Below are 25,087 nucleotides of genomic sequence, written 5' to 3'. Positions count from 1 at the left end.
AGCGGAATGAGCCAAATTCTCGGAGAACGTTTTCCAGCGGCAGCAGCCCCCTGCGGCGCTCCCAGAGACTTCACCCCGCACCCCCCGCACCACCGTTCCGCAGAGCAAAGGGGCTCTTCCGTTGGCCAGAAAGATCATCCTCGACTGCGACCCGGGGCACGACGACGCGATCGCCATGCTCCTGGCGCATGGAAACCCCGACGTGGAGCTGGTCGCCGTGACGACCGTGGTCGGGAACCAGACGCTGGAGAAGGTGACCCGGAACGCCCTGTCCGTGGCGCGGATCGCCGGGATCACCGGCGTCCCCTTCGCGGCCGGTTGCCCGCGCCCGCTCGTACGGGACATCGAGACCGCACCGGACATCCACGGCGAGACCGGTCTCGACGGCCCGGAGCTGCCCGAGCCCGCCATCGAGCTGGACCGCCGGCACGCGGTGGACCTGATCATCGACACGGTGATGTCGCACGAGCCCGGTGAGATCACCCTCGTGCCGACCGCGGGCCTGACCAACATCGCCCTGGCCGTGCGCAAGGAACCGCGGATCGCGGAGCGGGTGCGCGAGGTCGTGCTGATGGGCGGCGGCTACCACGAGGGCAACTGGAGCGCGGTCGCCGAGTTCAACATCAAGATCGACCCTGAGGCCGCCCATATCGTCTTCAACGAGAAGTGGCTGGTCACGATGGTCGGCCTGGACCTCACACACCAGGCGCTGGCCACTCCCGAGGTCGAGCGGAAGATCGCCGCGGTCGGCACCAAGCCGGCCACCTTCGTGCTGGAGCTGCTGGAGTTCTTCCGTGAGGCCTACCGGGAGAACCAGGGCTTCGACCACCCGCCGGTGCACGACCCGTGCGCGGTGGCCTACGTCATCGACCCGGACGTCATGACGGTGCGCAAGGCTCCGGTGGACATCGAGCTGCAGGGGACGCTGACCCTCGGCATGACCGTGGCGGACTTCCGTGCGCCCGCGCCGGCGGACTGCACCACCCAGGTCGCGGTCACCCTCGACCACGAGCGGTTCTGGAACCTCGTCGTGGACGCGCTCGAGCGGATCGGCGACGTCACGGCATGAGCGTCTCCACCAACCAGCGCACCCTCGCACCGGCGGGCGGCACCGGATCCGGCGTCCGCACCGGCGTCCTGCTCACCGCCCTGCTCGCGGCGTGCTTCGCCTTCCAGCTCAACGCCAGCATGCTCAGCCCCGCGCTGAAGAACATCGAGGACACCCTCGGCGCCAGCTCCGCCGAGATCGGCCTCACCCAGACCGCGTTCTTCACCTCGGCGGCCCTGTTCTCCCTGTTCCTGCCGAGGCTGGGCGATGTCATCGGCCGCCGCCGGGTGCTGGCCGGCATGCTCGGCCTGATGGTCGTCGGCTGTGTGATCGCCGCGCTGGCGACCAGCGTGCCGATGCTGTTCGCGGGCCGCGTCATCCAGGGCGTGTGCGGTCCGGTCGTCCCGCTGTGCCTGATCATGCTGCGGGTGGAGGTGCCGGAGCCGAAGCGGTACGGCACCCTGCTCGGCGTGATCACCGCCGTCAACGGCGGCATCGCCGGTGTCGACTCGCTCGCCGGCGGCTACCTCGCCGACCACCACGGCTTCGGTTCCGTCTTCTGGGCGATGGCGGTCGTGGCCGCCCTCGCCGCCGTCCTGGTCGCCACCCTCACCCCGGAGTCCAAGGCACCCGTCCTGGACACGACCGGGAACCCCGGCGCCCAGGGGCCGGACGCCCGCCGGATGGACTGGCCCGGGGTCGCCCTGCTCGTCGTCTCGGTCGGCTCGCTGCTGACCGCGCTCAACGAGGCGGGCAAGCTCGCCGCGGCCGACTGGACGCTGATCGCCGTACTGGTCGTCGTGGCCGCGGCCGCCTTCGCCCTGTTCTGGCGCACCGAGAACCGCAGCGCCCACCCGCTGGTCGCCACCCGGCATCTCAAGCAGCGCGCCACCTGGGCCACCCTGCTGACCACCGTGCTCACCATGACCGGCGTCTTCGCCGTGATGAACGGGCTGATACCCGCCTTCGCACAGGACGCCCAGGCGGGTCTCGGGATGAGCGCCGAGCAGTCCGCGTGGTGGACGCTGTCGCCGTACGCGCTGGCCGGACTGGCCATGGGCCCGCTGGCCGGTCGTCTCGCGGCCACCTACGGCTACCGCCGCGTCCTGCGGTTCGGCCTGGTCGGCTCGGTGGCGACGGTGGTGCTGATGCTGCTCACGATGCACAGCCACTCGCAGGTCCTGCTGCTGGTGACCTCCATCCTGGTGGGCATCGCCTACGCGGGCGTGGCGAACATCGTCCTCAACGGCCTGGGCATCGTGCTCTCCCCCAGCGACAACCCGGGCTTCCTGCCCGGTCTGAACGCGGGCGCGTTCAACCTCGGTGCGGGGCTGAGCTTCGCGGCCCTCTACGCGGTCAAGACCGCCGCCGCCCCGGCGGACCCGTCGTCGCCCGGTGGCTACACCGCCGGCATGATCGCCGGAGTGCTCATCCTGGCCGCGGCCATCGCCACCTCCTTCCTGATCCCGAAGCCGGTGGCGGCCGAAGCACAGGACTGAGGCACGCCGTACGGCACGAGGAGCCGCCCGCCCACCGGCGACATCCGGTCGGCGGGCGGTTCTTTGTGCGGTACGCACTCGATGGCCGGACGCGACGGGGCGGTCACCCGGGCGGGTCCTCCTGCGACCCGCGCAGGATCGCGCCGAGACCGCCCTCCGGCGCCTGCTCCAGGTCGCGCACGACCACGATCTCGGCTCCGCCGGCGACCGCGGACCGCACCAGGGCGTCGTCCGCGCGTGCGGTCGCCGGGCGCTCCTCCCCCATGGCCTGCAACTCCGTTCCCCGTACGGCCAGTTGATCCACTCCCTCGCCCACCCAGACCTGCCGTGCGATGTCCGAACCGTGCGGGCTGACCAGCAGCGTTTCGATCCGGTGCGCCCGCGCCGCCTCGACCAGGGCGGGGATGCCGGCCGCGGCCCGCGGGGCGCTCGGCCCGCCGGACCCGGCGCCCGTACGGAAGCGGTCCGTCACCTGCGCGACGTGCTCGCGTTCCCGGACGGCCCGGACCTGGGCGATGTCCCGCTCGACCAGGTCGCTCTCGGCCCCGGGCGCGCGCCCGCCGTGCTCGCTCTCGTAGGTGACGGCACGCAGCCGCCCGGGCAGCTTGTCGTGCACCAGATGCCGCTCGCGCGCCTCGCCGATCAGGACGACGGCCTCGGCGCCGCTGCTGTCGAACGCCTCGCGCACCGCGTCGGCGATCTCCCCGGCGTTCTGCTCCACGGTGTGCTCCGCCGTGGTCCGCAGATGCCGTTCGGACCAGTCGGCCGGGGCGGTGCGGGGCGGGGGCCGTTCGGCGTCGCCGGCCCGTCCGGTGTCGTCGGTGCCCCGCTCCCCCAGCACGACGAGGTCCGCTCCGTCGTGGTCGAGGCGGACCACGAGGCAGACGGGGTCGTCGCCGACCGCCGCCAGCAGGGGGGTGACCCGGGGCACCGGCCCCCAGGCGGCGAAGGGAGTGGCCGGCGGGCCGGGAAGCGGTGTGTCGAGCACGACCACACCGTCGTGGGCGAAGAGCACCCGGCCGGTGTGCGCTCCCGGTGCGCCCTCGCGCGGCGCGATCAGGGCCTCGTGTACGGCGCCGCAGGTGGCCTCGTCCGCGCCGAGCGCGAAGAGCTGGGCCGTGGTGGCGCTCGCCAGCAACTCCTGTTGCTTTTCGACGTCCTCGGTGCCGTGCGAGATATCGGCGTAAACGGTTGCCCAGGGGCCTGGCCGATCGATGACCGGTCGAAGGAGCGAGAGTCGCATGGCGCTGCCTCCTTGGATTCCTCGGATTCCTCGGATTCTCCCGGTTTGCGGTTGGCTGCCACCGGTAACGCATTGCCGTCGGCGAGACGCGGTTGGCTCCCCTACGGATTCCCCTTCCGGAAATGGCCTATGCATCGCGGGCATATGCGTCTGCACGGATCGCGGTCACCTTCCGTATGCGACCGCGCCCATTCCGTGCACACGCGGCAAAACACGTCGACGGTGCCTTCCAGTTGTTAGGGAGAAAGGACCGGGGAAACTGGGAGAGACGCGTCGGGTCGGTACGACAGGTAGAGCCGGAGGCAGCGATGGTCATGGAACACGGAACGGACAAGACCGGACCCGCACGGGACGACGTGATGAAGAAGCAGCTGCGCGGGCAGTTCACCACGGTGCGCTCGCTGCGCACGGACGAGGAGCACGAGCTCCAGCCGGCGGGCGAGGACCAGCCCCTGGCGGCGTGGTCCCCCGAGAGCGACTTCAGGGGCGGCACACCGACCGGTATGACCGAGCAGGACGTCGGGCTGCGCTCGGAACTGGCCCAGCACCTCGGCCGGAGCCTCTACCCGGCCGACAAGAACACGATCATCGAGACGCTGCGGCGCAACAACGCACCGGACCGGCTGGTCAGCATGGCCGAGCGGCTGCCCGCGCACGAGCGCTTCGGCAATGTGCAGAGCATCGCCGAGGCCGTCGGGCTCCACACGGAGCACCGGCGGGCCTGACACCACCGGCCCGGCCCGTCCTGGCGCTGCCGGGCGGCGCCGGGAGGCGGACAATTGGTGGTACCGGCACCTGCCGCACTCCGCGGCGGGGCGAGCGGAGGGAAAGAGGGAGGGCGGTCATGTCCGACGACACGATGGGCGACGAGGTCTACCAGCCGCCCCGAATCGATCCCCAGGACAACCCCAACGACCTGGACATGGAGGACGCCCTCGACGAGCCGGGGCTCGACGAGATGCTGGACACCGGCTACTCGCCCCCCGAACGGCCGTATGTGGTCAATCACGCCGGGACCACCGCACGGGAGCTGCACGACGGCGACACCCTCGAACACCGGCTGGCCCTTGAGATGCCGGAGGTGTGCGCGCCCGACGGCGACGGGATCGGCGATCTGCCGGGCGGGGTGGGCGAGCCGGTGGACGTCGAGTGCGGCGACGAGCGGGCCGGGCGGCTCGTGGGCGCGGACGAGGGGTTCTGGCGCGGCGGCAGCAACGACGTCTCCGCCCGGGACGTCGGCATCGACGGCGGTGCGGCGTCGGCGGAGGAGGCCGCGGTGCACATCGCCCGCGATGAGGATCTTCCCGGGTAGTCGGCGCGTTCCCCGCGTTCCCCGGCTGCCGCTTCGGTCATCCGCACGAGACCCGCCGACGCCGCCGATCTCTGGGGGCCGCGATCACCGCGCGGTGAAGTGCGCGGTGGCCAGGACTCGGCCGTCGGCCGAGGTCAGCCGTACGCCGGAGAGCGTGGCGGGGTCCACCGGCGCCGGGGCGCCCCAGTAGCCGTCGCCGTCGTGCAGGTCGAAGGTGCCGAGCCGGACGGTGCTGCCGTCGGTGCGTTCCAGCACGCAGGTGACCTTCCCGTCGTACGGGACTCCGGCGTCGGCGAGGTCGACGGACATGAACACCCAGCCCTGCGCCCCGGGATGGGCGTAGAGGTCACCGGCCGGCAGGCGGTGCCCCGCACCGGCTCCGGTCAGCTGCGCCCACAGCACGTTCGCCCCGGCCTGGACGGGCCGCGCGGGGCCGGCCGCCATGTTCTCGATGGCCGTGCCGAGGGCCCAGCCGCCGAACCCGAAGGCGAGCGCCAGCACCGCCGCGGCGGACGCGACCCGCAGCCGAACGCCGCGGCGGAACCCCGCGCGCCGGCGACCGAAGCCACGGGCCGACTCGCGTCCGTCGCGCTCGGCCTGGGCCTGGGTCAGCAGCCGCGCCACCCTGGTCTCGAAGCCGGCCGGCGGTTCGCTGCGGGGCAGCAGGCCGAGCAGTCCGTCACCGACGAGGGCGAGCTGCTCGATGTACTCCCGGCAGTCCGCGCAACGGTCCAGATGGGCGGCCGCCTCGGCCCGCTCCCGGCCCGAGAGCACGCCCAGTGCCAGCTCGGCACCGGTCTCGTGCAGCTGTTCGCAGGTCAGATCCCTAGTCATGGCCGCCTCGCTCGGGGGCCCCGGGTCGCGGGCGCGTGGGATGCGCCGACGCGGGGCGGGGTTGCGTGGGATCCGGCGCGGTGAGAGTGACCCGCAGCTTCGCCATCGCGGCCCTGATCCGCGTCTTGGCGGTGCCCAGGGGGATGTGCTCCCAGTCGGCGACCTGCTGGGCCGTCATCCCGTAGATGCCGGCCATGACCAGTGCGCGGCCCTGTTCACCCGGCAGCCGCGCCACCGCGGCCCGCAGGGCGGACGACGCCTCGTCGGCGAGCGCCCGGTCCTCGGGGGTGTCGGTCACCGCGTCCAGGAGCGCGTCGAGGTCCTCGGGGGCCACCGGCTCCGGCCGACGCGACCGGACGGCGTCGATGGCGAGGTTGTGGGCGATGGTCGTCAGCCAGGCCGTCACCGATCCGCGGCGGGAGTCGTAGATCTGCGCGTGCCGCCAGGCACGTTCGAACGTCTGCTGGGCGATGTCCTCGGCGAGCTGCGCATCGCGGGTGACCGCGATGGCCACGCCGAAGACCGTGTGCTGGAAGCGCCGTACGAACGTGACGGCGAGCTCCGGGTCGCCCGTGGCCAGACCAGCCAGCAGCGCCTCGTCCGGGATGCGTCCGACCGGGAGCTGCAACCTCTGCATACCCTTGTCTACGGTCCGCCCCGGCCAGGGGATTGCCTGGCGGTTACGGAAGACCACGGACCCATTCTCCCTCGGTGCCGGCGCCTCGACGGGGGTCGGCGGGCACCGGCACACGGGCATCGGGACCGGGGGCGCCGGGGTGCTCACGGCGGGGCTACCGAACGTGCACGGACGCGGCGGGCCGGGTGACCGCGGTGGACGCGGTGCGTGTCCGCGCCACGCCGCACCACAGGGCGAAGGCGACGACGAACGCCACTTCGGCGACCATGGACAGGGCTCCGTACGGTGGGTCCCAGCCCTCTTCCTGGTAGGACGGCAGCCCGACGGTGCGGGACAGCGCGAAGCCGAGCGCCATTCCGCCGCTGACCGCCGTGCCCAGCAGCCACGCCGGCACAGGGTGCGGCCGCGCCAGTCCCGCGGCGGCGACGAGGAGCGCCACACTGCCGACCAGGAACAGCACTCCCACGTACGGCACCTCCGCAAGGTGTTCGGGAACGAGCAGGAGATGGACCACGGCGCTGAGGAGCGCGCAGACACCGGCGACCCCCCTCAGCGAAGCCTCGGCCAGACGAGCGGACATCGGGCACCTCCTGGAGTTCGCCGGGTCGGATCTGTCTGGGGTACGTAGTGGGCCCGGCGAATGGTTCATGATCGTCCCCGTGGTGGGGACGTCCGTTCGCGAGCGCGGTGTTTCAGCCGGCCGCCGCCGCACGCCGGCCGTGCGGCAGCAACCCGTCGAGTTCCGCCGCGAGCCGGGTGAGGGTCGGCCGGGCGGCCGGGTCGGGGGCGAGGCAGCGGTCGATCGCCGTGCCGAGGGCGGGCGGAAGGCGCCGGCGCGTGCCGACGGACGGGGCGGGCCGGTCGAGCTGCGGGTACCGGTACCGCCCGGTGTCCGGCTCCTCCTGCGATGCGCCGCCGGCGGTGTCCGGCCCCGCCGTTCCGCTGCCGTCCCCCGTGCCGCCGTCCCATGTGCCGCTGTCCCCTGTCCCGCCGTCGCCGAAGGGCACCTCGCCGGTGGCGGCCTCGTACAGGGTGCTGCCCAGTCCCCAGACGTCGGCCGCGGGGGTGAGCAGCCCGCCGCGCGCCTGCTCGGGAGCGAGGTAGCAGAGGGTGCCGATGCCCGGCGGGGCGGGGCCGGGCGGGCGGGCGACGCTCAGGTCGAGCAGCTTCGCGCGCCGGCAGCCGACCACGACGTTGGACGGCTTCAGGTCGAGGTGCAGCAGGCCGTGGCCGTGCAGGTAGTGCAGCGCCGAGCACAGGTGCAGGCCGAGCAGGGCGAGGTCGGCGGCGGCCAGCCGGCGGCGGTCGATGAGGTGCGCCAGGGTCTCCCCGGTGAGCGTCTCCAGCACCACGAAGGGTTGCGGGGTCTCGCCCGTCTCGTAGCCCCGGACCAGGTGCGGGTGGGTGAACGTCTGGAGCCAGCGGCCCTCTTGCAACAGCCGCTCGCGCAGCCGCCGCTCGCCCCGCCGGTCCGGGCGCAGCACCTTCACGACGCATCGGCACTCCCGCTCCTGGCTCCAGGCGTCGTACAGGTCCAGCCAGCCGGTGCGGCACAGGTGGGCGAGGACCTCGTAGCGGGGGGCCACCGTCGTTCCGGCGGCCAGCGGCGGCGGCTCGGGGGCCGGTGCCCGGCTCATGGCACGACCTCGGCCCTGGCCGTGTCGCCGGGACCGTGCAGCCGGTGGAGCCGTGCGTAGGTCGCACTGCGGCGGAGCAACTGCTGGTGGGTGCCGCGGTCGGTGACGCGGCCGTGTTCGAGCAGCAGGATCTGGGTGGCGTCGCGGACGGTGAGCAGGTTGTGGGAGATGAGGATCGTGGTGCGTCCGCGCATCAACCGGCGCAGCGGCTGCAGGACGTGCCGGCCGGATTCCGCGTCCAGGCCGGTGGTCGGCTCGTCGAGGAGGAGTACGGGCGCATCGCGGATCACCGCGCGGGCGATGGCCAGGCGCTGTCGTTGTCCGCCGGAGAGCAGCCGGCCGCGCTGGCCCACCACGGTCTCGTAGCCGTGCGGCAGTTGGCCGATGAAGCGGTGTGCGTCCGCGGCGCGGGCGGCCGCGACGATGTCCTCGTCGCTCGCGCCGGGGCGGCCGTAGGCGATGTTGTCGCGCACCGTGCCGTGCAGGACCAGGGTCTCCTGGAGCAGCATGGCGACGTTGTCCCGCAGGTCGTCCAGGCGCAGCTCGCGAAGGTCGTGGCCGTCGAGGCGGATGCTGCCGTGGTCCGGGTCGTAGAAGCGCAGCAGCAGCTTGGCGGCGGTGGACTTCCCGGCGCCGCTGGCCCCGACCAGTGCCAGCGTCTCGCCGGGCGCCACGCGGAACGAGACCCCCGACAGGGCCGGCCGAGCGGTTCCGGGATAGGTGAAGGAGACGTCGTCGAACTCGATGTCACCGCGGGCACGGCCGAGCGTGCGGGGAGCCGGGGCCTGGAGGACCTGCGGGCGCTGGTCGAGCAGTTCGATGATCCGCTCCGCGGCGGCGGACGCCGAGTAGAAGGTGTTGCTGAGGCCGGAGATGCCGCGGATGGGGCTGTAGAGCCTGCTCAGCAGGGTGAGGAAGACCATCAGGCCGCCCAGGGTGAGGTGGCCCTGGGTCAGTTGCCAGGTGCCCAGGCCGATCACGAGCAGCGCGCCGGCCAGCTCGATGAGGTCGACGACCGTGGCGTACACCGCACCGATGCGCGCGGAGGCCATGGCGGCCCGGAACCGGCCGAGGTTCTCGCGCTCGAACCTCCGGTGCTCCCACCGCTGCCGGTTGTACGCCTGCACGAGGGCGATGTTGCCCAGGGCCTCTTCGGTGAGCGCGCTGATCGAGCCGCTGCGGCGCCGCCGCTCCCGCGACGCGGCCTTCACCCGCCGGGCGAAGCGGCGGGCGGTGCACCAGAACATCGGCGCGATGACGAGGGCGAGCAGCGTCAGGTCCCACCGCAGGTAGAACAGCACGCCGAGGAAGACGCCCAGCCGCATGACCTGTGCGATCGCGTCCACGATCCCGGAGAGCAGGAACGTCTCGACCGCGTCGACGTCACCGGTCACCCGGGAGAGCACATCGCCGAGCCGACGCCGCTCGAAGAAGCCGAGCGACAGCCCCTCGACATGGCGGAACAGATCGGACCGCAGGGCCAGCAGGAACCGTTCGCCGACCCAGGTGGAGGTCACCTCGTCGGCGAAGTCGAGGGCTCCGGCGAGGAATGTCAGTGCCAGGTAGGCGAGCGCGATCGGCAGCAGGAGGTGCAGATCGCGCGGGACCAGCATGTCGTCGATGACGATCTTGAACAGCCAGATCTCGGCCGCGTCGACGACCGGTCCCAGCACGACGAAGGCCAGGATCACCACCAGCCAGCGCCGGCCGCCCCGCGTGTAGGGCCAGAAGCGCCGGAAGACCTCGCGCAGGGCCACCGGGGGAGCGGCCTCGACGATGCCTTCCGCACCGTCGGGGTCCTCGGCGACGGACAGCAGCCGCCGCACGCTCCAGATCAGGCGGCGCGTCTCGGCGGGGCGCGTCCCGACCCGGCCCGCGCCTTCGCCTGGGGCGCCGGCGCGGGTGGGAGCGTCTGGCCGCGCGCTGCTCATGCCCTCTCACCCACTGATGCGGCCGGGCAGTGAGCCCGGCCGCCGTCAGACACATCGAGTGCTCAGTACCTCCCTCCATGGCCCCTGCCGTGGCCATGGCTCCGGCCGTGGCGCCGACGCCGGCGCCGACGGCGGTCATGGTCGTGTTCGCTGGTGTCCCTGCGCCTGCCCGTCGTCGAGCGGTCACGACGGCTGTGGCCCAGCGCGGGAGCCAGGTTTTCCAGGACTCCCATGCTCATCCCTTTCTTGTGGGCCCTCAGAACCACCATCAACCACGTATACGAAACAAATCGAAAAAGGGATTCCACCCGCTTCCGGACCCGTTCATGGTGGTCGGCGCCGGCCGCACCGACGCCGACCGCCCGCTCCCGGTCGTACCGGTCGTCACCGCACCCGTTCCTCGGTCTCCTCTTCCTCTTCGGGGAGTTTCACATCGCTCACCGCGATGTTGACCTCGACGACTTCGAGCCCGGTCATCCGCTCCACCGCGGCGATCACGTCCTCGCGCACCGCCCTGGCCACGTCCGGGATGACCTCGCCGTACTCGGCGACGATGTCCAGGTCGACCGCCGCCTGCTTCTCACCGACCTCGACCTTGACGCCGTGCGTCGCGGTCGTGCCTCCCCCGGGTACGCGCTTGCGCAGCTCCCCCACCGACCGGGAGAGGCCGCTGCCCAGGGCGTGCACCCCCGCCACATCCCCGGCCGCCAGATATGCGATCTTCGCGACCACGCCGTCGGCGATGGTCGTCCGCCCGAGGTTCCCCGCGTTCCGCTGCCCTTGCTGGGAGGATTCGGTCATCGCGCATCACCCTCTGCTCCGTCGCGGCGAAAATTCGACCCTCTCTTCACGCTAGGGCGCGAGGCAGGAAGCCGCCTCTCTTCCTTTGCCGACCCGGCAATCGCCTTTGGGGTGCAGTGCGGCGCGCTCCAGCGGTGCCGACGGGTCGATGGACACCTCCGGCGGGGCGGGTTCGGCACCGGCCCGGACCAGCAGATCCCCGACGGCCGCGATCATCGCGCCGTTGTCCGTGCACAGCTTCGTCGACGGCACGCGCAGCGCGATGCCGGCCGCCCGGCAGCGCTCCTCGGCCAGGGCCCGCACCCGGGAGTTCGCGGCCACCCCGCCGACCACCACCAGGGTGCCCACCTGGTGCTCCCGGCAGGCCGCGACGGCCTTGCGGGTGAGGACATCGGCCACCGCCTCCTGGAGCGAGGCGGCTCCGTCGGCCAGGGGCAGCTCCTCGCCCTGGATGCGGTGCCGCTCCGCCCATCGGGCCGCGGCCGTCTTCAGCCCCGAGAAGGAGAAGGCATGGCGGGCGTCCCGCGGCCCGGTCAGCGGGCGGGGGAACGCGACGGCGCTCGGATCGCCGTCCCGGGCCGTCCGGTCGATGGCGGGGCCGCCCGGGTAGGGCAGGCCGAACACCCGGGCCACCTTGTCGAAGCACTCCCCGGCCGCGTCGTCCACGGTGTCGCCCAGGTGCACGATCGGATCGCGTGCCAGGTCCCGCACCAACAGCAGCGAGGTGTGCCCGCCGGAGACGATCAGCACCATGCAGGGGTCGGGCAGCGGCCCGTGCTCCAAGGTGTCGGCGGCGACGTGCCCGGCGAGGTGGTGGACGCCGTACAGCGGCACATCCAGCGCATACGCCAGGGACTTGGCCCCGGCCAGGCCCACCTGGAGCGCCCCCGACAAGCCGGGGCCGGTGGTGACGGCGACCGCACCGATGTCCGCCATGCGCAGCCCCGCGCCGTCCAGTGCCCGGCGGACCACCGGCGTGAAGGAGTGGACATGGGCGCGGGCGGCGATCTCGGGGACCACCCCGCCGAAGCGGGCGTGCTCGTCCATGCTCGACGCCACCGCGTGTCCCAGCAGCCGCCCCTCCCGCACCAGCCCCGCGCCGGTCTCGTCGCACGACGACTCGATGCCGAGCACTACCGGAGAGCCCACACCGCCACCTCTTTCCCGCTCACCGCAGTTGCAATTCATGTGCAATAAGAATACGGCGAGGCCACGGCGGCACGTGGGCGCCCGCGAGCGCGGGCAGGCGCCCGGCCGACCGCCCGTTCCCCGCCGTCCGCCCGGCACACCGTCAGTTGGCGCCGCGGGCCCGGGGAACGACGACCGGCGAGCCGTCGCCGGGCGCCCGCAGGATGTCGGTGTCCAGCGCGTAGAGCTCCTTGACCAGGGCCTCGTCGACCGTGTCGCGGGGGGCGCCCTCGGCGATCACGCGGCCGTCCTTCATGGCGATGACGGTGTCGGCGTAGCGGGCCGCGGCAGCCAGGTCGTGCTGGACCATGACGACGGTGCGGCCGGTGGCGGCCACCTCGCGGACGAGTTCGAGGACCTCGACGACATGGCCGAGGTCGAGGGCGCTGGTGGGCTCGTCGAGCAGGACGACGGGGGTGTGCTGGGCGAGGACCATCGCGAGCCAGCAGCGCTGGCGCTGGCCGCCGGAGAGCCGGTCGAGTCGCTCGGCCGCCAGATCGGTGGTGCCGGTGGCCGCCAGCGCCTCGCGTACGGCCGCCTCGTCCTCACGCGACCACTGGCGCAGCAGGCCCTGGTGGGGGTGGCGGCCGTAGCGGACGAGCCCGGCGACGGTCACCGCCTCGGGGGCGCGCGGCGACTGCGGCAGCAGGGCGATACGGCGCGCGGCCTGACGCCGGCTCATGCGCCACACGTCGGTGCCGTCCGCACGGACCGTGCCGGATTCCGGGCGGTGCAGCCGGGCGAGGGTCCGCAACAGGGTGGACTTGCCGCAGCCGTTGGGGCCGACGATGGCGGCGACCTGCCCCGCGGGTACGGCGAATTCGGCGTCTTGGACGACGGTGCGGCCGGGGTATCCGGCGCTCAGCGCGTGTACTTCGAGCCCGGGAGTGGCGCTCATGCTGGTCATGCCTTTCTGGTGGTCCGGTCCGAGCCGAAGAGGACCCAGAGGAGGAAGGGCCCGCCCAGGACGCTGGTGACGACGCCGACCGGGATTTCGACGGGCGCGGCGACGCGGCCCAGCGCGTCGGCGGCGACGATGAGCGCGGCACCGGTCAACGCGGAGCCGAGCACCGGGACGCGGGTGGGGCCGCTGAACCGCTGGGCGAGCACCGGGGCGGCGAGAGCGACGAAGGCGACGGGGCCGCCGACGCCGACCGCGATCCCGGCGAGCGCCACGGCGAGGGCGAGCGCGGCGGCCCGCAGGCGTCGCAGGTCGACGCCGATGCTCGCGGCCATGTCGTCGTCGAAGCGCAGGAGTTGGAGCCGGTGCCCGGCGGCGAGCGAAAGCGGCAGCAGGAACAGCAGGGCGATCAGCAGCGGCGTACCGACGCTCCCGTCCCGGCCGTTGAGGCTGCCGACGGCCCAGAGGAACACGCCGCCCGCGGTGTTGTCGTTCTGGCGGGACATGACGAGGTCGCCGACCGCGCCGACGAAGGTGGAGACACCGATGCCGACGACGAGGACGCGGTAGCCCCGGCGGCCCGCACCGCCCGCGCACAGCACGACGAGCGCCGCCGCGGCGACGGCGCCGAGCGGGCCGAGCCACCAGTCGCCGACCATGCCGGTCGCGGAGCCGGCCGCGGAGGCGACGACCGCGGCGGTGGCCCCCTCGTTGACGCCGAGGAGGTCGGGGGTGGCCAGGCGGTTGCCGGCGAGGGTCTGGGTGAGGCAGCCGGAGGTGCCGAGGGCGGCACCGACCATGAGGCCGACGAGGACGCGGGGCAACCGGAAGTCCCGCACGATCATGACGCTCCCGGGATCTCCGGTACCGAGCAGCCCGGAGAGGGTCTGCGCCGGACTCATCCCGGTCGAACTCGCCATGACGGCGAGGGCGATGAGGACGAGGAGCAGCGGCACGAGGAGCGCCGCGGCGAGCGCGCTGCGGCGGGGGAAGAGCCAGGAGAGGGTGGTGGTGCGCAGGACCGTGCTGTCGGGCGGGGTGAGGTCCAGTCCCCTGCCGGAAGGTGTCATGCCGAGGCTCCTGCGGTCGACAGGCGGGAGGAGCGGGCGATCCACACGAGCAGCGGTCCGCCCACGAACGCGAGCAGCACGCTGACCGGGGTCTCCCAGGGCCGGATGACGATCCGGGCGAGGACGTCGGCGAGGATCATGACATCGGCCGCGATCAGCGCGGACAGGGCGAGTTGGGCGGTCGTCCGCGCCCCGGCCAGCGTCCGGGCGGCATAGGGGGCGAGCAGGCCGAGGAAGGCGATGGGCCCGGCCACCGCGACCGCGCAGCCGGCCAGCAGCGAGACGGCCGCCGCGACCACGAGCCGGATCCGGCCGGGATGGTGCCCGAGCGAGCGGGCGCCGTCGTCGCCGAGGCCGAGTGCCGACAGCGGGCGGGCGCAGCCGAACGCGGTGAGCAGGCCGACGGCGACCAGCGGCAGCAGCGGCACGAGGTCGGAGGTCTCCACCCCGGCCAGGGAGCCGATCGTCCAGTAGCGGTAGGTGTCGAAGGTCGCCTGGGTGCCCAGCAGCACATACGAGGTCATGCCGTGGAAGGTCGCGCCGAGCGCGGAGCCGGCGAGGACGAGCCGCAGCGGGGAGCCGGCGGCGCGTCCGGACCCGGCGAGCAGCAGCACGACCGCGCTCGCGGCCATCCCGCCGAGCAGGGCCCACAGCAGCAGCGCGAAGGAGGACGCGGCGCCGAAGAAGGTCAGACCGACGACGACGGCGAAGGCGGCACCGGAGTTGACACCGAGCAGTCCGGTCTCGGCGAGCGGGTTGCGGGTCGCGGTCTGCAGCAGGCAGCCGGCCGTGCCGAGGCAGACGCCGACGAGCACGGCGGCGAGCGTGCGCGGCAGGCGTACGTCCAGGACGGCGAGCCGGAGTTGGGCGTCGGCGCGGGCGGCGGGGTCGCCCACGAGGTAGTCCCAGGCGCGGGCGGGCGAGCTGGATCCGGTGCCGATGAGCAGCGAGAGCAGCGCCAGGCCCAGCAGGAGGACGGCGAGTGCGGCGGCCGCCCCGAGGGGAGGCCGCGCCGGAGTCGGCGGGCGCTCACGACGACCGTATCCGGTCGTATTCGGCCGCTCTCGTTGCGTTATTGACATATGGTTAGCCTAACCTAAGTTCAGCTGGCCGGTACGGGCACTGCACCACGCACCTCAATGCCCGGAATGACCTCATTTTTCGTGGCGTCCGCCTCCCCGGTAACAGCGTCGGAATGCGCTCTTCCGGGACCAACCCCCCATCGAACAACGGAGATTTCAGGTCATGATGTCCCTCTCTTCCCGCGGCGTGGCCCGCCCCGTCGTCGCGGCCGCCCTCCTCGCCGCCTGTGCGCCGGCTCTGAGCGCCTGCGGATCCGGCGGTGCGGACGCCGGCTCCGGCAGCCGGAGCCGCACGGTCCGGATCACCGACGCGATCGGCGCGAAGGTCCAGGTGCCGGCCGCACCCCGGCGCGTCGTGGCGCTCAGCGAGATGGACCTGGACTCGGCGCTCGCGCTCGGCGTCAAGCCGGTGGGCCTGGCCGCGGGCCGCGGCCAGCGGGGCGCCCCCGGATACCTCGCCGAACGGGCCGAGGGCATCCCGGTCGTGGGCGCGGTGACCGGCCCGGACATCGAGAAGGTCATACGGGCCAGACCCGATGTCATCCTGGCCGGGCAGACGGCCGACGCCCAGATCCTCAAGCAGCTGCGGGACATCGCCCCGACCGTCGTGACGATCGACGGCGGCAAGGACTGGAAGAAGTCCCTCCAACTCACCGGCAAGGTACTCGGCAAGGCCAACGCGGCCGAGAAGTTCCTCGCCGGCTACGACACCAAGGCCGCCGCCCTCAAGAAGGATCTCGGCGCACAGGCCGGCGCGCAGGTGTCGGTGGCCCGCTACTCGGCGAAGGGCACGGCCGTCATGCAGCAGGGCGTGTTCATCAGCGACGTGCTCAAGGACCTGGGCTTCCGCCGGCCGGGCGTGCAGAACGACAGGGGCGAGGGGCACTCGACGCCGATCAGCGACGAGAACCTCAAGGAGGTGGACGGCGACTGGCTGTTCATCGGCACCCTCGCCGCCGCCGGCCCGGACGCGGACCTGTTGGACCAGCTCACCGACAAGCCCGCCTACCGGCAGCTGAAGGCCGTGCACAACCGGCACGTCAGCACCGTCGACGGCTCCAAGTGGACGAGTCTGGGCGGCGCCGAGGCGGCGCTGTCGGTGCTCGACGACATCCGGAAGGCCATGGTCAAGTGAGCGCCGAGGGGGAACTCACCGGGCGGCTCGCCCTCGTGACGGGCGCGGGCCGGGGCATCGGCGAGGCGGTGGTCCACGCGCTCGTCGAACGCGGCGCCCGCGTCCTGGCCACCGACCTGATGCCCGAGGGCGCCGAGCGCCTCGCCGAGCGGTACGCCGACCACGTCACCGCCCGGCCGCTCGACGTCACCGACGCCACGGCCGTGGAGGCCCTCGTCGCCGAAGCCGAGGACACGCTCGGCCCGTTGGACATCGCGGTCAACGTCGCGGGAATCTGGCGGAGTTCACCCGCCGTCGACCTGACCGACGAGGACTGGGCGGCCACCTTCGCCGTCAACACCAACGGCGTCTTCCACGTCTCGCGGGCCGCCGCCCGCCGGATGGCCGAGCGCGGCTCCGGCAGCATCGTCACCGTCGCCTCCAACGCGGCCGGCATCCCCCGCGCGGGGATGTCCGCCTACGCCGCCTCGAAGGCCGCGGCCGTCATGTTCACCAAGTGCCTGGGCCTGGAGGTGGCCGCGCGGGGCGTCCGCTGCAACACCGTCTCCCCCGGCTCGACCCGCACCGAGATGCAGCGCGCGATGTGGGCGGCCTCCGGCGAGGACGACGAGGCGGCCGCCGTACGGCGCGTCATCGAAGGGGACCCGGCGGCGTACCGCACCGGTATCCCGCTCGGCCGGATCGCCGACCCGGCCGACGTCGCCGAGGCCGTCGCCTTCCTCGTCTCCGACCGCGCCCGGCACATCACCCTGCACGACCTCTACGTCGACGGCGGCGCGACCCTGCGGGCCTGAACCGGCCGCACACCGCCCGCACCACTTCCGACTCCGGCTCGTGCCCTTCCCACTGGAGAGACCCATGTCCGCCTCACTGTGCGAACCCACCTCCCCCGTCCCGGACCCCGCCCTGGCCTCGATGCTCTCCCCCGGCGCGGCGACCGCCCTGCTCAGCGCCTGCCGCCCCGGGGAGGACCGCTTCCTCGCCTCCCCCCGGCACACCCTGCTCGCCCGGGGAACCGCCGCCGAAATCCCCCACGACGAACGGCCGTTGAGCAGACGGGTGCAAGAAGCCCTCGACGCCCGGCGGCACGCGGGCGAGCCGGCGCCGATCGTCGTCGGCTCACTGCCCTTCGCCCCGGACGCGCCGCCCGCGCTCGCCGTCCCCGAGTCCGTGCGGTGGGCACCTCCGCTGCACGAGGACCCGCTCCTCGCGCTCCCCGCCGCCGCGGACCGGGGGCCGCTGACCGCGGTGCCCGCCGCCGCGCACTGGCAGGTGCGCGAGGTGCCGTCGCCCGCGCGGTACGGCGAGGCGGTCGCCGCCGCGGTCGCACGGATGCGGGCCGGGGAGCTGGACAAGGTCGTCCTCGCCCGCACCCTGGAGCTGACCGCGGAGCGCGAACCCGACCTGTCGGCGATGCTGCGGCACCTGGCCGGCCGCGACCCGGGCGGCTACACCTTCGCCGTCCCCAGCGGTCCGGGCCGCACGCTGATCGGCGCCAGCCCCGAACTGCTGGTCGCCCGCCAGGGCGGCCGGCTCACCGCCAACCCGCTGGCCGGCTCGGCGCCGCGCAGCACCGACCTGGCCGAGGACGTGCGCGCCGCGGCCGCGCTGCTGGAGTCGTCCAAGGACCTCCACGAGCACGCGGTCGTCGTCGGCGCCGTACGCGAGGCGCTCGCGCCCTACTGCACCCGCCTGGAGGTGCCGGCGCGGCCGACGCTGGTGCGTACCGCCGCCATGTGGCACCTGTCGACGACCGTGACCGGCGAGCTGGCCGAACCCGCCGCCACGGCCCTGGAGCTGGCGGCCGCCCTGCATCCGACCCCGGCCGTCTGCGGTACGCCGACCGATCTGGCGCGGAGCGTCATCGCCGCGTCGGAGCCCTTCGACCGGGGCCCGTACACCGGCCTGGTCGGCTGGCAGGACGCGGACGGCGACGGCGAGTGGGTCGTGACGATCCGCTGCGCCGAGGCCGAGGGCCGCACGCTGCGGCTCTTCGCGGGGGCCGGCGTGGTGGCCGCCTCCACACCGCAGGCCGAGACCGCCGAGACCGCCGCCAAGTTCCGTACCTTCCTCAGCGCCGTGGGAGCCTCCCTGTGAGCACCGAAGCACGCGCCCTGGCCACCACCCCGGGCCTGGACGCCCCCACCTGGCCCGCCGCGTTCGCCGAGCGCTACCGCGCCGCCGGGTACTGGCGCGGGGAGACCTTCGGGCGGATGCTGCGCGAGCGGGCCGCCGCCCACCCCGACCGGACCGCCCTGGTCGACCCCGCGCCCGAGCGCCGCACCTGGACGTACCGGGAGCTCGACGAGCGCGCCGACCGGCTGGCCGCCGGGTTCGCGGCGCGCGGGATCGCCAAGGGCGACCGGGTCGTGGTGCAGCTGCCCAACGTCGGTGAGTTCATCGAGGTGGTCTTCGCGCTGTTCCGGATCGGCGCACTGCCCGTCTACACGCTGCCCGCGCACCGCGAGACGGAGATCGGGTACTTCTGCTCCTTCACCGAGGCCACCGCGTACGTCGTCCCCGACCGGCACGCGGGCTTCGACCACCGCACGCTGGCCTCGAAGGTCAAGGCGCGCACGCCGAGCCTGCGTCATGTCTTCGTCGTCGGCGACCCCGGTGAGCACACCGCGCTGTCCGACGTGCCGTGCGACCCGGTCCGGCCGCCCGACGGGCCGGAGCCGCACGAGCTGGCGTTCCTGCAGCTGTCGGGCGGGACGACGGGCGTGCCCAAGCTCATCCCGCGCACCCACGACGACTATCTGTACTCGCTGTGGGGCTCCAACGAGATCTGCGGCGTGGACGCGGACACCCGCTTCCTCGTCGTCCTGCCCGCGGCACACAACTTCCCGATGAGCTCGCCCGGTTGGCTCGGCGTGCTGTACGCCGGAGGCACCGCGGTCCTGTGTTCCCGGCCCGACCCGGCGACCGCCTTCCCGCTCGTCGAACAGGAGCGGATCACCATGACGGGGCTGGTGCCGCCGCTCGCCCTGGTGTGGACGGAGGCCGGCCCGCAGACGGAGCACGATCTGTCGAGCCTGGAGCTGGTGCTGGTGGGCGGGGCCAAGTACAGCCAGGAGGCGGCCCGCCGGCTTCAGCCCGCGCTGGGCTGCCGGCTGATGCAGGTCTTCGGCATGGCCGAGGGGCTGGTCAACTACACCCGTCTCGACGACGACCACGAGACGACCGTGACGACCCAGGGGCGGCCGATCTCCCCGGACGACGAGATCCGCATCGTCGACGACGCCGGCCACGAGGTCGCCGAGGGCGCGTTCGGGCATCTGCTCACCCGCGGCCCGTACACCATCCGCGGCTACTGGCGCGCACCCGAGCACAACGCGACGGCCTTCACCGACGACGGGTTCTACCGCACGGGGGACATCGTGCGCCGCACCCCGACCGGCCACCTCGTCGTCGAGGGCCGGGCCAAGGACCAGATCAACCGGGGCGGGGAGAAGGTCGCACCGGAGGAGGTCGAGAACCTCATCCTCGGCCACCCGTCCGTGCACGACGTGTCCGTCGTCGCCGTGGCGGACGACTACCTCGGCGAGCGCACCCTCGCCTACGTCATCCTGCGCGAGGGCGCCGAGCCGCCGCGGCCGGCCGCCGTCAGGCGCTTCGTGCGCGAGCGCGGGATCGCCGACTACAAGGTCCCCGACCTCGTCGAGTTCGTCGACGCCTTCCCGCAGACCGGGATCGGCAAGGTCAGCAAGAAGGGCCTGCGGTCCACCGCGGCCACCGCCCAGCAGCACCGAAAGGCCCCCACCTCCATGGCACTTCCCACCATCGCCCCCTACCCGCTGCCGATCGCGGACGAGCTGCCCGCGAACCGCGTCGCCTGGACCGTGGACCCCGCCCGCGCCGTGCTGCTCGTCCACGACCTGCAGCACCACTTCCTCGACGCCTTCCCGGCCGGCGAGCAGCCGGTGACCGGGATGCTCGACAACACGGCGCGCCTGGTGCGGGAGTGCCGCCGCCGCGGCGTGCCCGTCGTCTACTCGGCGCAGCGGGGCGGCCAGACACCCGAGGAACGCGGTCTGCAGCTCGACTTCTGGGGCCCCGGCGTCGCGGACGACCCGCACGCCCTGGCCATGCCCGAGGCCGTCGCGCCCGAGCCCGGTGACACGGTCCTGACCAAGTGGAAGTACAGCGCGTTCGTCCGTACCGAACTGGAAGCGCTGCTGCGCGACGCCGGCCGCGACCAGCTCGTGATCGTCGGCGTGTACGCGCACATCGGGGTGCTGATGAGCGCCTGCGACGCGTGGATGCGCGACATCCGGGCGTTCGTCGTCGCCGACGCCGTCGCCGACTTCTCCCGCGACGACCACGACATGGCGCTGCGCTGGGCCGCCGGCCGCTGCGCGGTCGTCACCACCACCGACGCGCTCTTCAAGGAGGTCTGAGCCGCCATGGCCCTGACGTTGGACCAAATCCGCCGGGACGTCGCCGACTGTCTCGGCGAGGAGCCCGCCGACATCCCTCTGGACGAGAACCTCGTGGACTACGGGCTGGACTCCATAAGGATCATGTCGCTGGTCGAGCGCTGGCGCCGGGAACACGGCGTCGAGGCCGGGTTCGTGGACCTCGCCGAGCGGCCCGCCATCGACGCCTGGGCACCGCTGCTGGGGGTCACCGCGTGACGGCCCTGCTCACCGGCGGCGCCCGGCCGAAGCCGGCCGGCGCCCCGGGCACCGTGCTGCCGCTGACGGCGGCCCAGTCGGGCATGTGGTACGCCCAGTCCCTCGATCCGCTCAGCCCCGCGCAGAACACCGCGGAGTGCCTGGAGATCGACGGTCCGCTCGATGCGGGCCTCTTCGCCCAGGCCCTGCGCCGCGTCACCGCCGAGGCCGACGCCTTGCGGGTGGTGCGCGTCGAGGACACGCCGGAAGGGCCGCGCCAGTGGGTCCTGGACGAGGTCGAACCGCCGCTGACCGTACGCGATCTGCGCGCCGCGGACGACGCCGAGGAGGCGGCCGGGGCATGGCAGCGCGCCGACCTCGCCGAGCCGTTCGACCTGACGGACGGCCCGCTGTTCCGGCACGCCCTGTTCCGCGTCGGCGAGGAACGGTGGCTGTGGTACCAGTGCATCCACCATCTCGTCATGGACGGCTTCGGCTACTCCCTCCTGGTCCGCCGCACCGCCGAGGTGTACGGCGCGCTGGCGCGCGGTCAGGAGCCGGGCCCGAACCCCTTCGGCTCCCTGGCGGACCTCGTCGCCCAGGACCGGGAGTACCGCTCCTCGGCGGACTTCGCGGCCGACCGTGCCCACTGGTCCGCCGCCTTCGCCGACCGGCCCGAGGTGCCGCGGCCGGCCCGCCGCGGCGCGCCGCCCGCGCGGACGTTCCGCCGCCGCACCGCCCACCTGCCCACGGCGACCACCGAGGGCGTCCGGGAACTGGCCGCCCGGCTCCGCGCGACCTGGCCGGACGTCCTGATCGCCGCCCAGGCCCTCTACACCTCCCGGGCGTGCGACCGGTCCGACGTCGTGCTGGGGCTGCCGATGATGGGGCGGCTGGGCTCGGCCGCCCTGCGCGTGCCCGGCATGGTCATGAACATCCTGCCGCTGCGGCTGACCATCTCCCCCGGCGCGACCTTCGCCGAACTCGTCCGGCAGGTCGTGCTCGGCATCCGGCAGGTCCGCCGCCACCAGCGCTACCGCTACGAGGACATCCGCCGCGACCTGGGACTGCTCGGTGAGGGCCGCGCCCTGGTCGGCCCGCTCGTCAACGTCATGCCCTTCGACTACGGCGTGGAGTTCGCCGGCGCGCCGGCGCGGGCGGCGAACCTGTCCGCCGGGCCCGTCGACGACCTGACCGTCAACGTCTACGACCGCGCCGACGGACGCGGCCTGCGCATCGATCACGACGGCAATCCGGCGCTGTACGAGGACGCCGGACTCGCCGCACACCAGGAGCGGTTCCTGCATCTGCTGGACCGGCTCGCCACCGCCGATCCGCACCTGCCGCTGGCCGCGCACGGGATCGCCACGCCCGCCGAACACGCCCTGGTCGTCGAGGAGTTCAACCGCACGGACCGGCAGCTGCCGCCGACGACCCTGATCGGGCCCATCGAGGCGCGGGCCGCCCGCACCCCCGGCGCGACCGCCCTGGTGTACGGGGCGGTCTCGCTCACCTATGCGCAGCTCGAGGCCCGCGCCAACCGTCTGGCCCGGCACCTGCAGACCCTCGGTGCCCGGCCCGGTGCGGTGGTGGCGGTCTCGCTGCCGCGCTCGGTGGAACTCGTCGTCGCCCTGCTCGCCGTGCTGAAGGCCGGTGCCGCCTACCTGCCGCTCGACCCGGACTATCCGGCGGAGCGGCTGGCGTACATGCTCGACGACGCCGCGCCCGTGTGCGCCGTCACCGACCGCCCCGGCCGGCTTCCCGAGCGCCCCGGAACACCCCTGGTCGCCCTGGAGGGGCTCGACCTGAGCGGGTACCTCGCCGTCAACCCGGGTCGCCCGCTGACGCCCGCGCACCCCGCGTACGTCATCTACACCTCCGGTTCGACCGGCCGCCCCAAGGGCGTGGTCGTTTCACACGGGGCGATCGACAACCGGCTGCGGTGGATGCAGGCCGAGTACGGCCTGACGGCCGCCGACCGGGTGCTGCAGAAGACACCGTCGTCGTTCGACGTGTCGGTGTGGGAGTTCTTCTGGCCGCTGCGCGAGGGCGCGGCGCTGGTCGTCGCCGAGCCCGGGGGCCACCGGGATCCGGCCTACCTGGCCCGCCTCATCCGCGAACAAGCCGTCACCACCTGCCACTTCGTGCCGTCGATGCTCCAGGCCTTCCTGGCCGGGGCGGACGCGGCCGAGTGCCGGGGGCTGCGCCGGGTCTTCGCCAGCGGCGAGGCCCTGCCCCGCGAGACCGCGAACGCCTTCGCCCGCACGCTGCCCGGTGTCGCGCTGCACAACCTCTACGGGCCGACGGAGGCCGCCGTCGACGTCACCCACCACACGTGCGCGCCGGACGGCGACGGTCCGGTGCCGATCGGCAGGCCGGTGTGGAACACCCGCCTGTACGTGCTCGACGCGGCGCTGCGGCCCTGTCCGCCGGGTGTCCCCGGCGAGCTGTACCTGGCCGGGCGGCAGCTCGCCGACGGCTATCTGCACCGTCCCGAGCTGACCGCCGCCCGGTTCGTCGCCGACCCGTTCGGGCCGCCCGGCGGACGGATGTACCGCACCGGCGACCTGGCGCGCTGGACGGAGCAGGGCGAGGTCGAGTACCTCGGCCGCACCGACGACCAGGTCAAGCTGCGCGGTCAGCGCATCGAACTCGGCGAGATCGAGGCCGCGCTGGCGGCGCAGGACGGTGTGGACGGCGCCTGCGCGCTGGTGCGCGAGGACGACGGGGACCGGGGCGGATCGGCCGGCCGGCGGCTCGTGGGCTATGTGACCGGCGGCGCGGACCCCGCGGCCGTACGGGCCGGGCTGGCCCGCGTGCTGCCCGAGCACATGGTTCCGGCGGCCGTCGTCGCCCTCGACGCCTTCCCGCTGAGCCCCAACGGCAAGCTGGACCGCCGCGCCCTGCCCGCCCCGGTCTTCACCGGCGGCGCGGGCGCGCGGCGCCCGTCGGGTCCGCGCGAGGAGGCCCTGACGCGCCTGTTCGCCGAGGTGCTCGGAGTCGAACGGGCCGGTCCCGACGACGCGTTCTTCGACCTGGGCGGCACGTCCCTGCTCGCCGTGCGGCTGGTGGCGCGGGTGCGCGAGGCCCTGGGCACCGAGCTGACGATCGGCTCGCTCTTCGAGGCACCGACGCCGGCCGCGCTCGCCGCCCGGCTCGACGGCTCGGGTCCGGCGGCCGAGGACGCCCTGGACGTGCTGCTGCCGCTGCGCGGTGCGGGCGAGCGGCCCCCGCTGTTCGCCTTCCACCCCGCCGGCGGCATCGCCTGGTGCTACGCGGGCCTGTCCGCCCGCCTCGGCCCGGAGCAGCCCGTCTACGGCGTCCAGGCGCGCGGCCTGGTCCACGACGAGCCGCTGCCGGACGCCCTGGAGGAGCAGGCCGCCGACTATGTGCGCCAGCTGCGCACCGTCCAGCCGCACGGCCCGTACCGCCTCCTGGGCTGGTCCGTCGGCGGCGTCCTCGCGCACACCGTCGCCGTGCTGCTCCAGGAGGCCGGGGAGGAGGTCGCCCTGCTCGCGCTGCTCGACGCGTTCCCGGCCGAGCAGTGGCGCGAGCGGCCCGCGCCCGAGGAGGGCGACGCGCTCACCGCGGTGCTGCGGATGGCGGGCTTCGACCGTACCGACGAGCGCACCCGCGACGATGTGCTGGCCACCCTGGGCCGCGCGGGCAGTCCGCTCGCCGGGCTCGGCGACCACACCCTTGCGAAGATCGTCGACATCGTGCCGAACCACGCGCGCATGATGCGCGCGCACCGCCACCGGGCCTACCGGGGCGACCTGCTGTTCTTCACGGCCGCCGCCCCGCGCGCCGAGGACTGGCTGACCTGCGAGGCGTGGCGGCCGCATGTGAGCGGCACGATCACCAACCGGGATCTGGACTGCACCCATCCGCAGCTGATGCAGGACCGGCGGCTCGACGAGATCGCCGCCGTGCTGGCGGCGCACCTGAAGGAGCTGGACGCATGACGCCGCCGTCCGGTCGCTCCGCTCCGTTCGGCGCGGTGCCCGACGGTCGCGGCACGGGGTGACCGCCGGCACCGGGGGGGGGGGGGGGGGGGGGGCCCCCCCCCCTCCCCCCCCCCCCCCCCTCCCCCCCCACCCCCCCCCCCCCCCCCCCCCCCTTTCTGTTCTCCCACCCCCCCCTCCCTGTTCTT

The 25,087-nt window shown here is 73.7% G+C and carries 21 protein-coding genes and 1 pseudogene; 11 read left to right on the top strand and 11 right to left on the bottom strand.

Annotation, left to right across the window (positions count from 1 at the left end; all coding sequences use genetic code 11):
- Positions 1 to 121 precede the first annotated feature (121 nt).
- Positions 122 to 1,069 carry a uridine-preferring nucleoside hydrolase UriH gene (gene uriH / locus AC0680_RS34005; RefSeq protein WP_478636652.1) on the top strand — a complete coding sequence of 316 codons (948 nt, stop codon included), beginning with the start codon at positions 122 to 124 and terminating at the stop codon, positions 1,067 to 1,069.
- The gene (gene uriT, locus AC0680_RS34000; protein WP_478636650.1) at positions 1,066 to 2,547 is read left to right on the top strand and encodes a uridine transporter UriT; all 1,482 of its coding nucleotides are present in this window, start codon (positions 1,066 to 1,068) and stop codon (positions 2,545 to 2,547) included. The genes uriH and uriT overlap by 4 nt, the downstream gene beginning before the upstream one ends.
- 103 nt (positions 2,548 to 2,650) lie before the next feature.
- On the opposite strand, the gene AC0680_RS33995 is transcribed toward uriT, so the two are convergent.
- The gene (locus AC0680_RS33995; protein WP_478636648.1) at positions 2,651 to 3,790 is read right to left on the bottom strand and encodes a baeRF2 domain-containing protein; all 1,140 of its coding nucleotides are present in this window, start codon (positions 3,788 to 3,790) and stop codon (positions 2,651 to 2,653) included.
- A gap of 314 nt (positions 3,791 to 4,104) precedes the next feature.
- Between AC0680_RS33995 and AC0680_RS33990 the strand changes: the two genes are divergently transcribed.
- Both AC0680_RS33990 and AC0680_RS33985 read left to right on the top strand, forming a co-directional pair.
- Positions 4,105 to 4,515: a DUF2795 domain-containing protein gene (locus AC0680_RS33990; RefSeq protein WP_478636646.1), complete on the top strand. Its 411-nt coding sequence runs from the start codon at positions 4,105 to 4,107 to the stop codon at positions 4,513 to 4,515.
- A gap of 119 nt (positions 4,516 to 4,634) precedes the next feature.
- Positions 4,635 to 5,102: a DUF5709 domain-containing protein gene (locus AC0680_RS33985; RefSeq protein ID WP_478636644.1), complete on the top strand. Its 468-nt coding sequence runs from the start codon at positions 4,635 to 4,637 to the stop codon at positions 5,100 to 5,102.
- 84 nt (positions 5,103 to 5,186) lie between these two features.
- On the opposite strand, the gene AC0680_RS33980 is transcribed toward AC0680_RS33985, so the two are convergent.
- The 10 genes from AC0680_RS33980 to AC0680_RS33935 form a co-directional block, all read right to left on the bottom strand.
- Entirely contained in the window at positions 5,187 to 5,936 is a 750-nt protein-coding gene (locus AC0680_RS33980) for a hypothetical protein (protein WP_478636642.1), read from the bottom strand.
- Complete coding sequence (locus AC0680_RS33975) at positions 5,929 to 6,573, bottom strand: RNA polymerase sigma factor (protein ID WP_478636640.1); 645 nt, start codon at positions 6,571 to 6,573, stop codon at positions 5,929 to 5,931. The genes AC0680_RS33980 and AC0680_RS33975 overlap by 8 nt, the downstream gene beginning before the upstream one ends.
- Before the next feature lie 154 nt (positions 6,574 to 6,727).
- A complete protein-coding gene (locus tag AC0680_RS33970) occupies positions 6,728 to 7,153 on the bottom strand; it encodes a hypothetical protein (protein ID WP_478636638.1) in 426 nt (141 codons plus the stop codon).
- 112 nt (positions 7,154 to 7,265) lie between these two features.
- Entirely contained in the window at positions 7,266 to 8,210 is a 945-nt protein-coding gene (locus tag AC0680_RS33965) for a serine/threonine-protein kinase (protein ID WP_478636636.1), read from the bottom strand.
- A complete protein-coding gene (locus tag AC0680_RS33960) occupies positions 8,207 to 10,141 on the bottom strand; it encodes an ABC transporter ATP-binding protein (protein WP_478636634.1) in 1,935 nt (644 codons plus the stop codon). Before AC0680_RS33960 ends, AC0680_RS33965 begins: the two co-directional genes overlap by 4 nt.
- Positions 10,142 to 10,525: 384 nt before the next feature.
- Positions 10,526 to 10,942 (bottom strand): Asp23/Gls24 family envelope stress response protein, encoded by a 417-nt coding sequence (locus AC0680_RS33955; protein WP_478636632.1) that lies wholly within the window; start codon positions 10,940 to 10,942, stop codon positions 10,526 to 10,528.
- A 51-nt stretch (positions 10,943 to 10,993) separates the two neighbouring features.
- Entirely contained in the window at positions 10,994 to 12,091 is a 1,098-nt protein-coding gene (gene tsaD / locus AC0680_RS33950) for a tRNA (adenosine(37)-N6)-threonylcarbamoyltransferase complex transferase subunit TsaD (protein WP_478636630.1), read from the bottom strand.
- A gap of 142 nt (positions 12,092 to 12,233) precedes the next feature.
- Positions 12,234 to 13,037: an ABC transporter ATP-binding protein gene (locus AC0680_RS33945; protein WP_478636629.1), complete on the bottom strand. Its 804-nt coding sequence runs from the start codon at positions 13,035 to 13,037 to the stop codon at positions 12,234 to 12,236.
- Entirely contained in the window at positions 13,034 to 14,101 is a 1,068-nt protein-coding gene (locus AC0680_RS33940; RefSeq protein ID WP_478636627.1) for a FecCD family ABC transporter permease, read from the bottom strand. Before AC0680_RS33940 ends, AC0680_RS33945 begins: the two co-directional genes overlap by 4 nt.
- Complete coding sequence (locus AC0680_RS33935) at positions 14,098 to 15,183, bottom strand: FecCD family ABC transporter permease (protein WP_478636625.1); 1,086 nt, start codon at positions 15,181 to 15,183, stop codon at positions 14,098 to 14,100. The genes AC0680_RS33940 and AC0680_RS33935 overlap by 4 nt, the downstream gene beginning before the upstream one ends.
- A gap of 163 nt (positions 15,184 to 15,346) precedes the next feature.
- Here AC0680_RS33935 and AC0680_RS33930 point away from each other — a divergent pair, with 163 nt between their 5' ends.
- The 7 genes and pseudogenes from AC0680_RS33930 (at position 15,347) to AC0680_RS33900 (ending at position 24,899) form a co-directional block, all read left to right on the top strand.
- A complete protein-coding gene (locus AC0680_RS33930) occupies positions 15,347 to 16,318 on the top strand; it encodes an ABC transporter substrate-binding protein (RefSeq protein ID WP_478636623.1) in 972 nt (323 codons plus the stop codon).
- On the top strand, positions 16,315 to 17,112 hold the full coding sequence (locus AC0680_RS33925) for a 2,3-dihydro-2,3-dihydroxybenzoate dehydrogenase (protein ID WP_478636621.1): 798 nt from the start codon (positions 16,315 to 16,317) through the stop codon (positions 17,110 to 17,112). Before AC0680_RS33930 ends, AC0680_RS33925 begins: the two co-directional genes overlap by 4 nt.
- A gap of 64 nt (positions 17,113 to 17,176) precedes the next feature.
- On the top strand, positions 17,177 to 18,415 hold the full coding sequence (locus AC0680_RS33920) for an isochorismate synthase (RefSeq protein WP_478636619.1): 1,239 nt from the start codon (positions 17,177 to 17,179) through the stop codon (positions 18,413 to 18,415).
- Positions 18,412 to 20,052, top strand: a pseudogene (locus tag AC0680_RS33915) ((2,3-dihydroxybenzoyl)adenylate synthase); the annotation flags it as partial. The gene AC0680_RS33920 and the pseudogene AC0680_RS33915, both read left to right, overlap by 4 nt.
- A gap of 33 nt (positions 20,053 to 20,085) precedes the next feature.
- Positions 20,086 to 20,718: an isochorismatase family protein gene (locus AC0680_RS33910; RefSeq protein ID WP_478636724.1), complete on the top strand. Its 633-nt coding sequence runs from the start codon at positions 20,086 to 20,088 to the stop codon at positions 20,716 to 20,718.
- Between the two features lie 6 nt (positions 20,719 to 20,724).
- Positions 20,725 to 20,955 (top strand): phosphopantetheine-binding protein, encoded by a 231-nt coding sequence (locus AC0680_RS33905; RefSeq protein ID WP_478636617.1) that lies wholly within the window; start codon positions 20,725 to 20,727, stop codon positions 20,953 to 20,955.
- Complete coding sequence (locus AC0680_RS33900) at positions 20,952 to 24,899, top strand: amino acid adenylation domain-containing protein (protein WP_478636615.1); 3,948 nt, start codon at positions 20,952 to 20,954, stop codon at positions 24,897 to 24,899. Before AC0680_RS33905 ends, AC0680_RS33900 begins: the two co-directional genes overlap by 4 nt.
- Positions 24,900 to 25,087 lie beyond the last annotated feature (188 nt).

It is taken from the genome of Streptomyces sp. NPDC043738 (assembly GCF_056436545.1).
The sequence above is the reverse complement of the archived record's forward strand: the minus strand, read 5'-3'. Positions and strand labels throughout refer to the sequence as shown.

What these genes read in the sequence shown, in the direction of transcription:
- AC0680_RS33980 (WP_478636642.1), bottom strand. Translation starts at nt 5,936, where the DNA reads ATGACTAGGGATCTGACCTGCGAACAGCTGCACGAGACCGGTGCCGAG.
- AC0680_RS33975 (WP_478636640.1), bottom strand. Translation starts at nt 6,573, where the DNA reads ATGCAGAGGTTGCAGCTCCCGGTCGGACGCATCCCGGACGAGGCGCTG.
- AC0680_RS33940 (WP_478636627.1), bottom strand. Translation starts at nt 14,101, where the DNA reads ATGACACCTTCCGGCAGGGGACTGGACCTCACCCCGCCCGACAGCACG.
- AC0680_RS33935 (WP_478636625.1), bottom strand. Translation starts at nt 15,183, where the DNA reads ATGTCAATAACGCAACGAGAGCGGCCGAATACGACCGGATACGGTCGT.
- uriT (WP_478636650.1), top strand. Translation starts at nt 1,066, where the DNA reads ATGAGCGTCTCCACCAACCAGCGCACCCTCGCACCGGCGGGCGGCACC.
- AC0680_RS33965 (WP_478636636.1), bottom strand. Translation starts at nt 8,210, where the DNA reads ATGAGCCGGGCACCGGCCCCCGAGCCGCCGCCGCTGGCCGCCGGAACG.
- AC0680_RS33920 (WP_478636619.1), top strand. Translation starts at nt 17,177, where the DNA reads ATGTCCGCCTCACTGTGCGAACCCACCTCCCCCGTCCCGGACCCCGCC.
- AC0680_RS33905 (WP_478636617.1), top strand. Translation starts at nt 20,725, where the DNA reads ATGGCCCTGACGTTGGACCAAATCCGCCGGGACGTCGCCGACTGTCTC.
- AC0680_RS33995 (WP_478636648.1), bottom strand. Translation starts at nt 3,790, where the DNA reads ATGCGACTCTCGCTCCTTCGACCGGTCATCGATCGGCCAGGCCCCTGG.
- AC0680_RS33990 (WP_478636646.1), top strand. Translation starts at nt 4,105, where the DNA reads ATGGAACACGGAACGGACAAGACCGGACCCGCACGGGACGACGTGATG.
- AC0680_RS33970 (WP_478636638.1), bottom strand. Translation starts at nt 7,153, where the DNA reads ATGTCCGCTCGTCTGGCCGAGGCTTCGCTGAGGGGGGTCGCCGGTGTC.
- AC0680_RS33955 (WP_478636632.1), bottom strand. Translation starts at nt 10,942, where the DNA reads ATGACCGAATCCTCCCAGCAAGGGCAGCGGAACGCGGGGAACCTCGGG.
- AC0680_RS33960 (WP_478636634.1), bottom strand. Translation starts at nt 10,141, where the DNA reads ATGAGCAGCGCGCGGCCAGACGCTCCCACCCGCGCCGGCGCCCCAGGC.
- AC0680_RS33930 (WP_478636623.1), top strand. Translation starts at nt 15,347, where the DNA reads ATGATGTCCCTCTCTTCCCGCGGCGTGGCCCGCCCCGTCGTCGCGGCC.
- AC0680_RS33910 (WP_478636724.1), top strand. Translation starts at nt 20,086, where the DNA reads ATGGCACTTCCCACCATCGCCCCCTACCCGCTGCCGATCGCGGACGAG.
- AC0680_RS33945 (WP_478636629.1), bottom strand. Translation starts at nt 13,037, where the DNA reads ATGACCAGCATGAGCGCCACTCCCGGGCTCGAAGTACACGCGCTGAGC.
- AC0680_RS33985 (WP_478636644.1), top strand. Translation starts at nt 4,635, where the DNA reads ATGTCCGACGACACGATGGGCGACGAGGTCTACCAGCCGCCCCGAATC.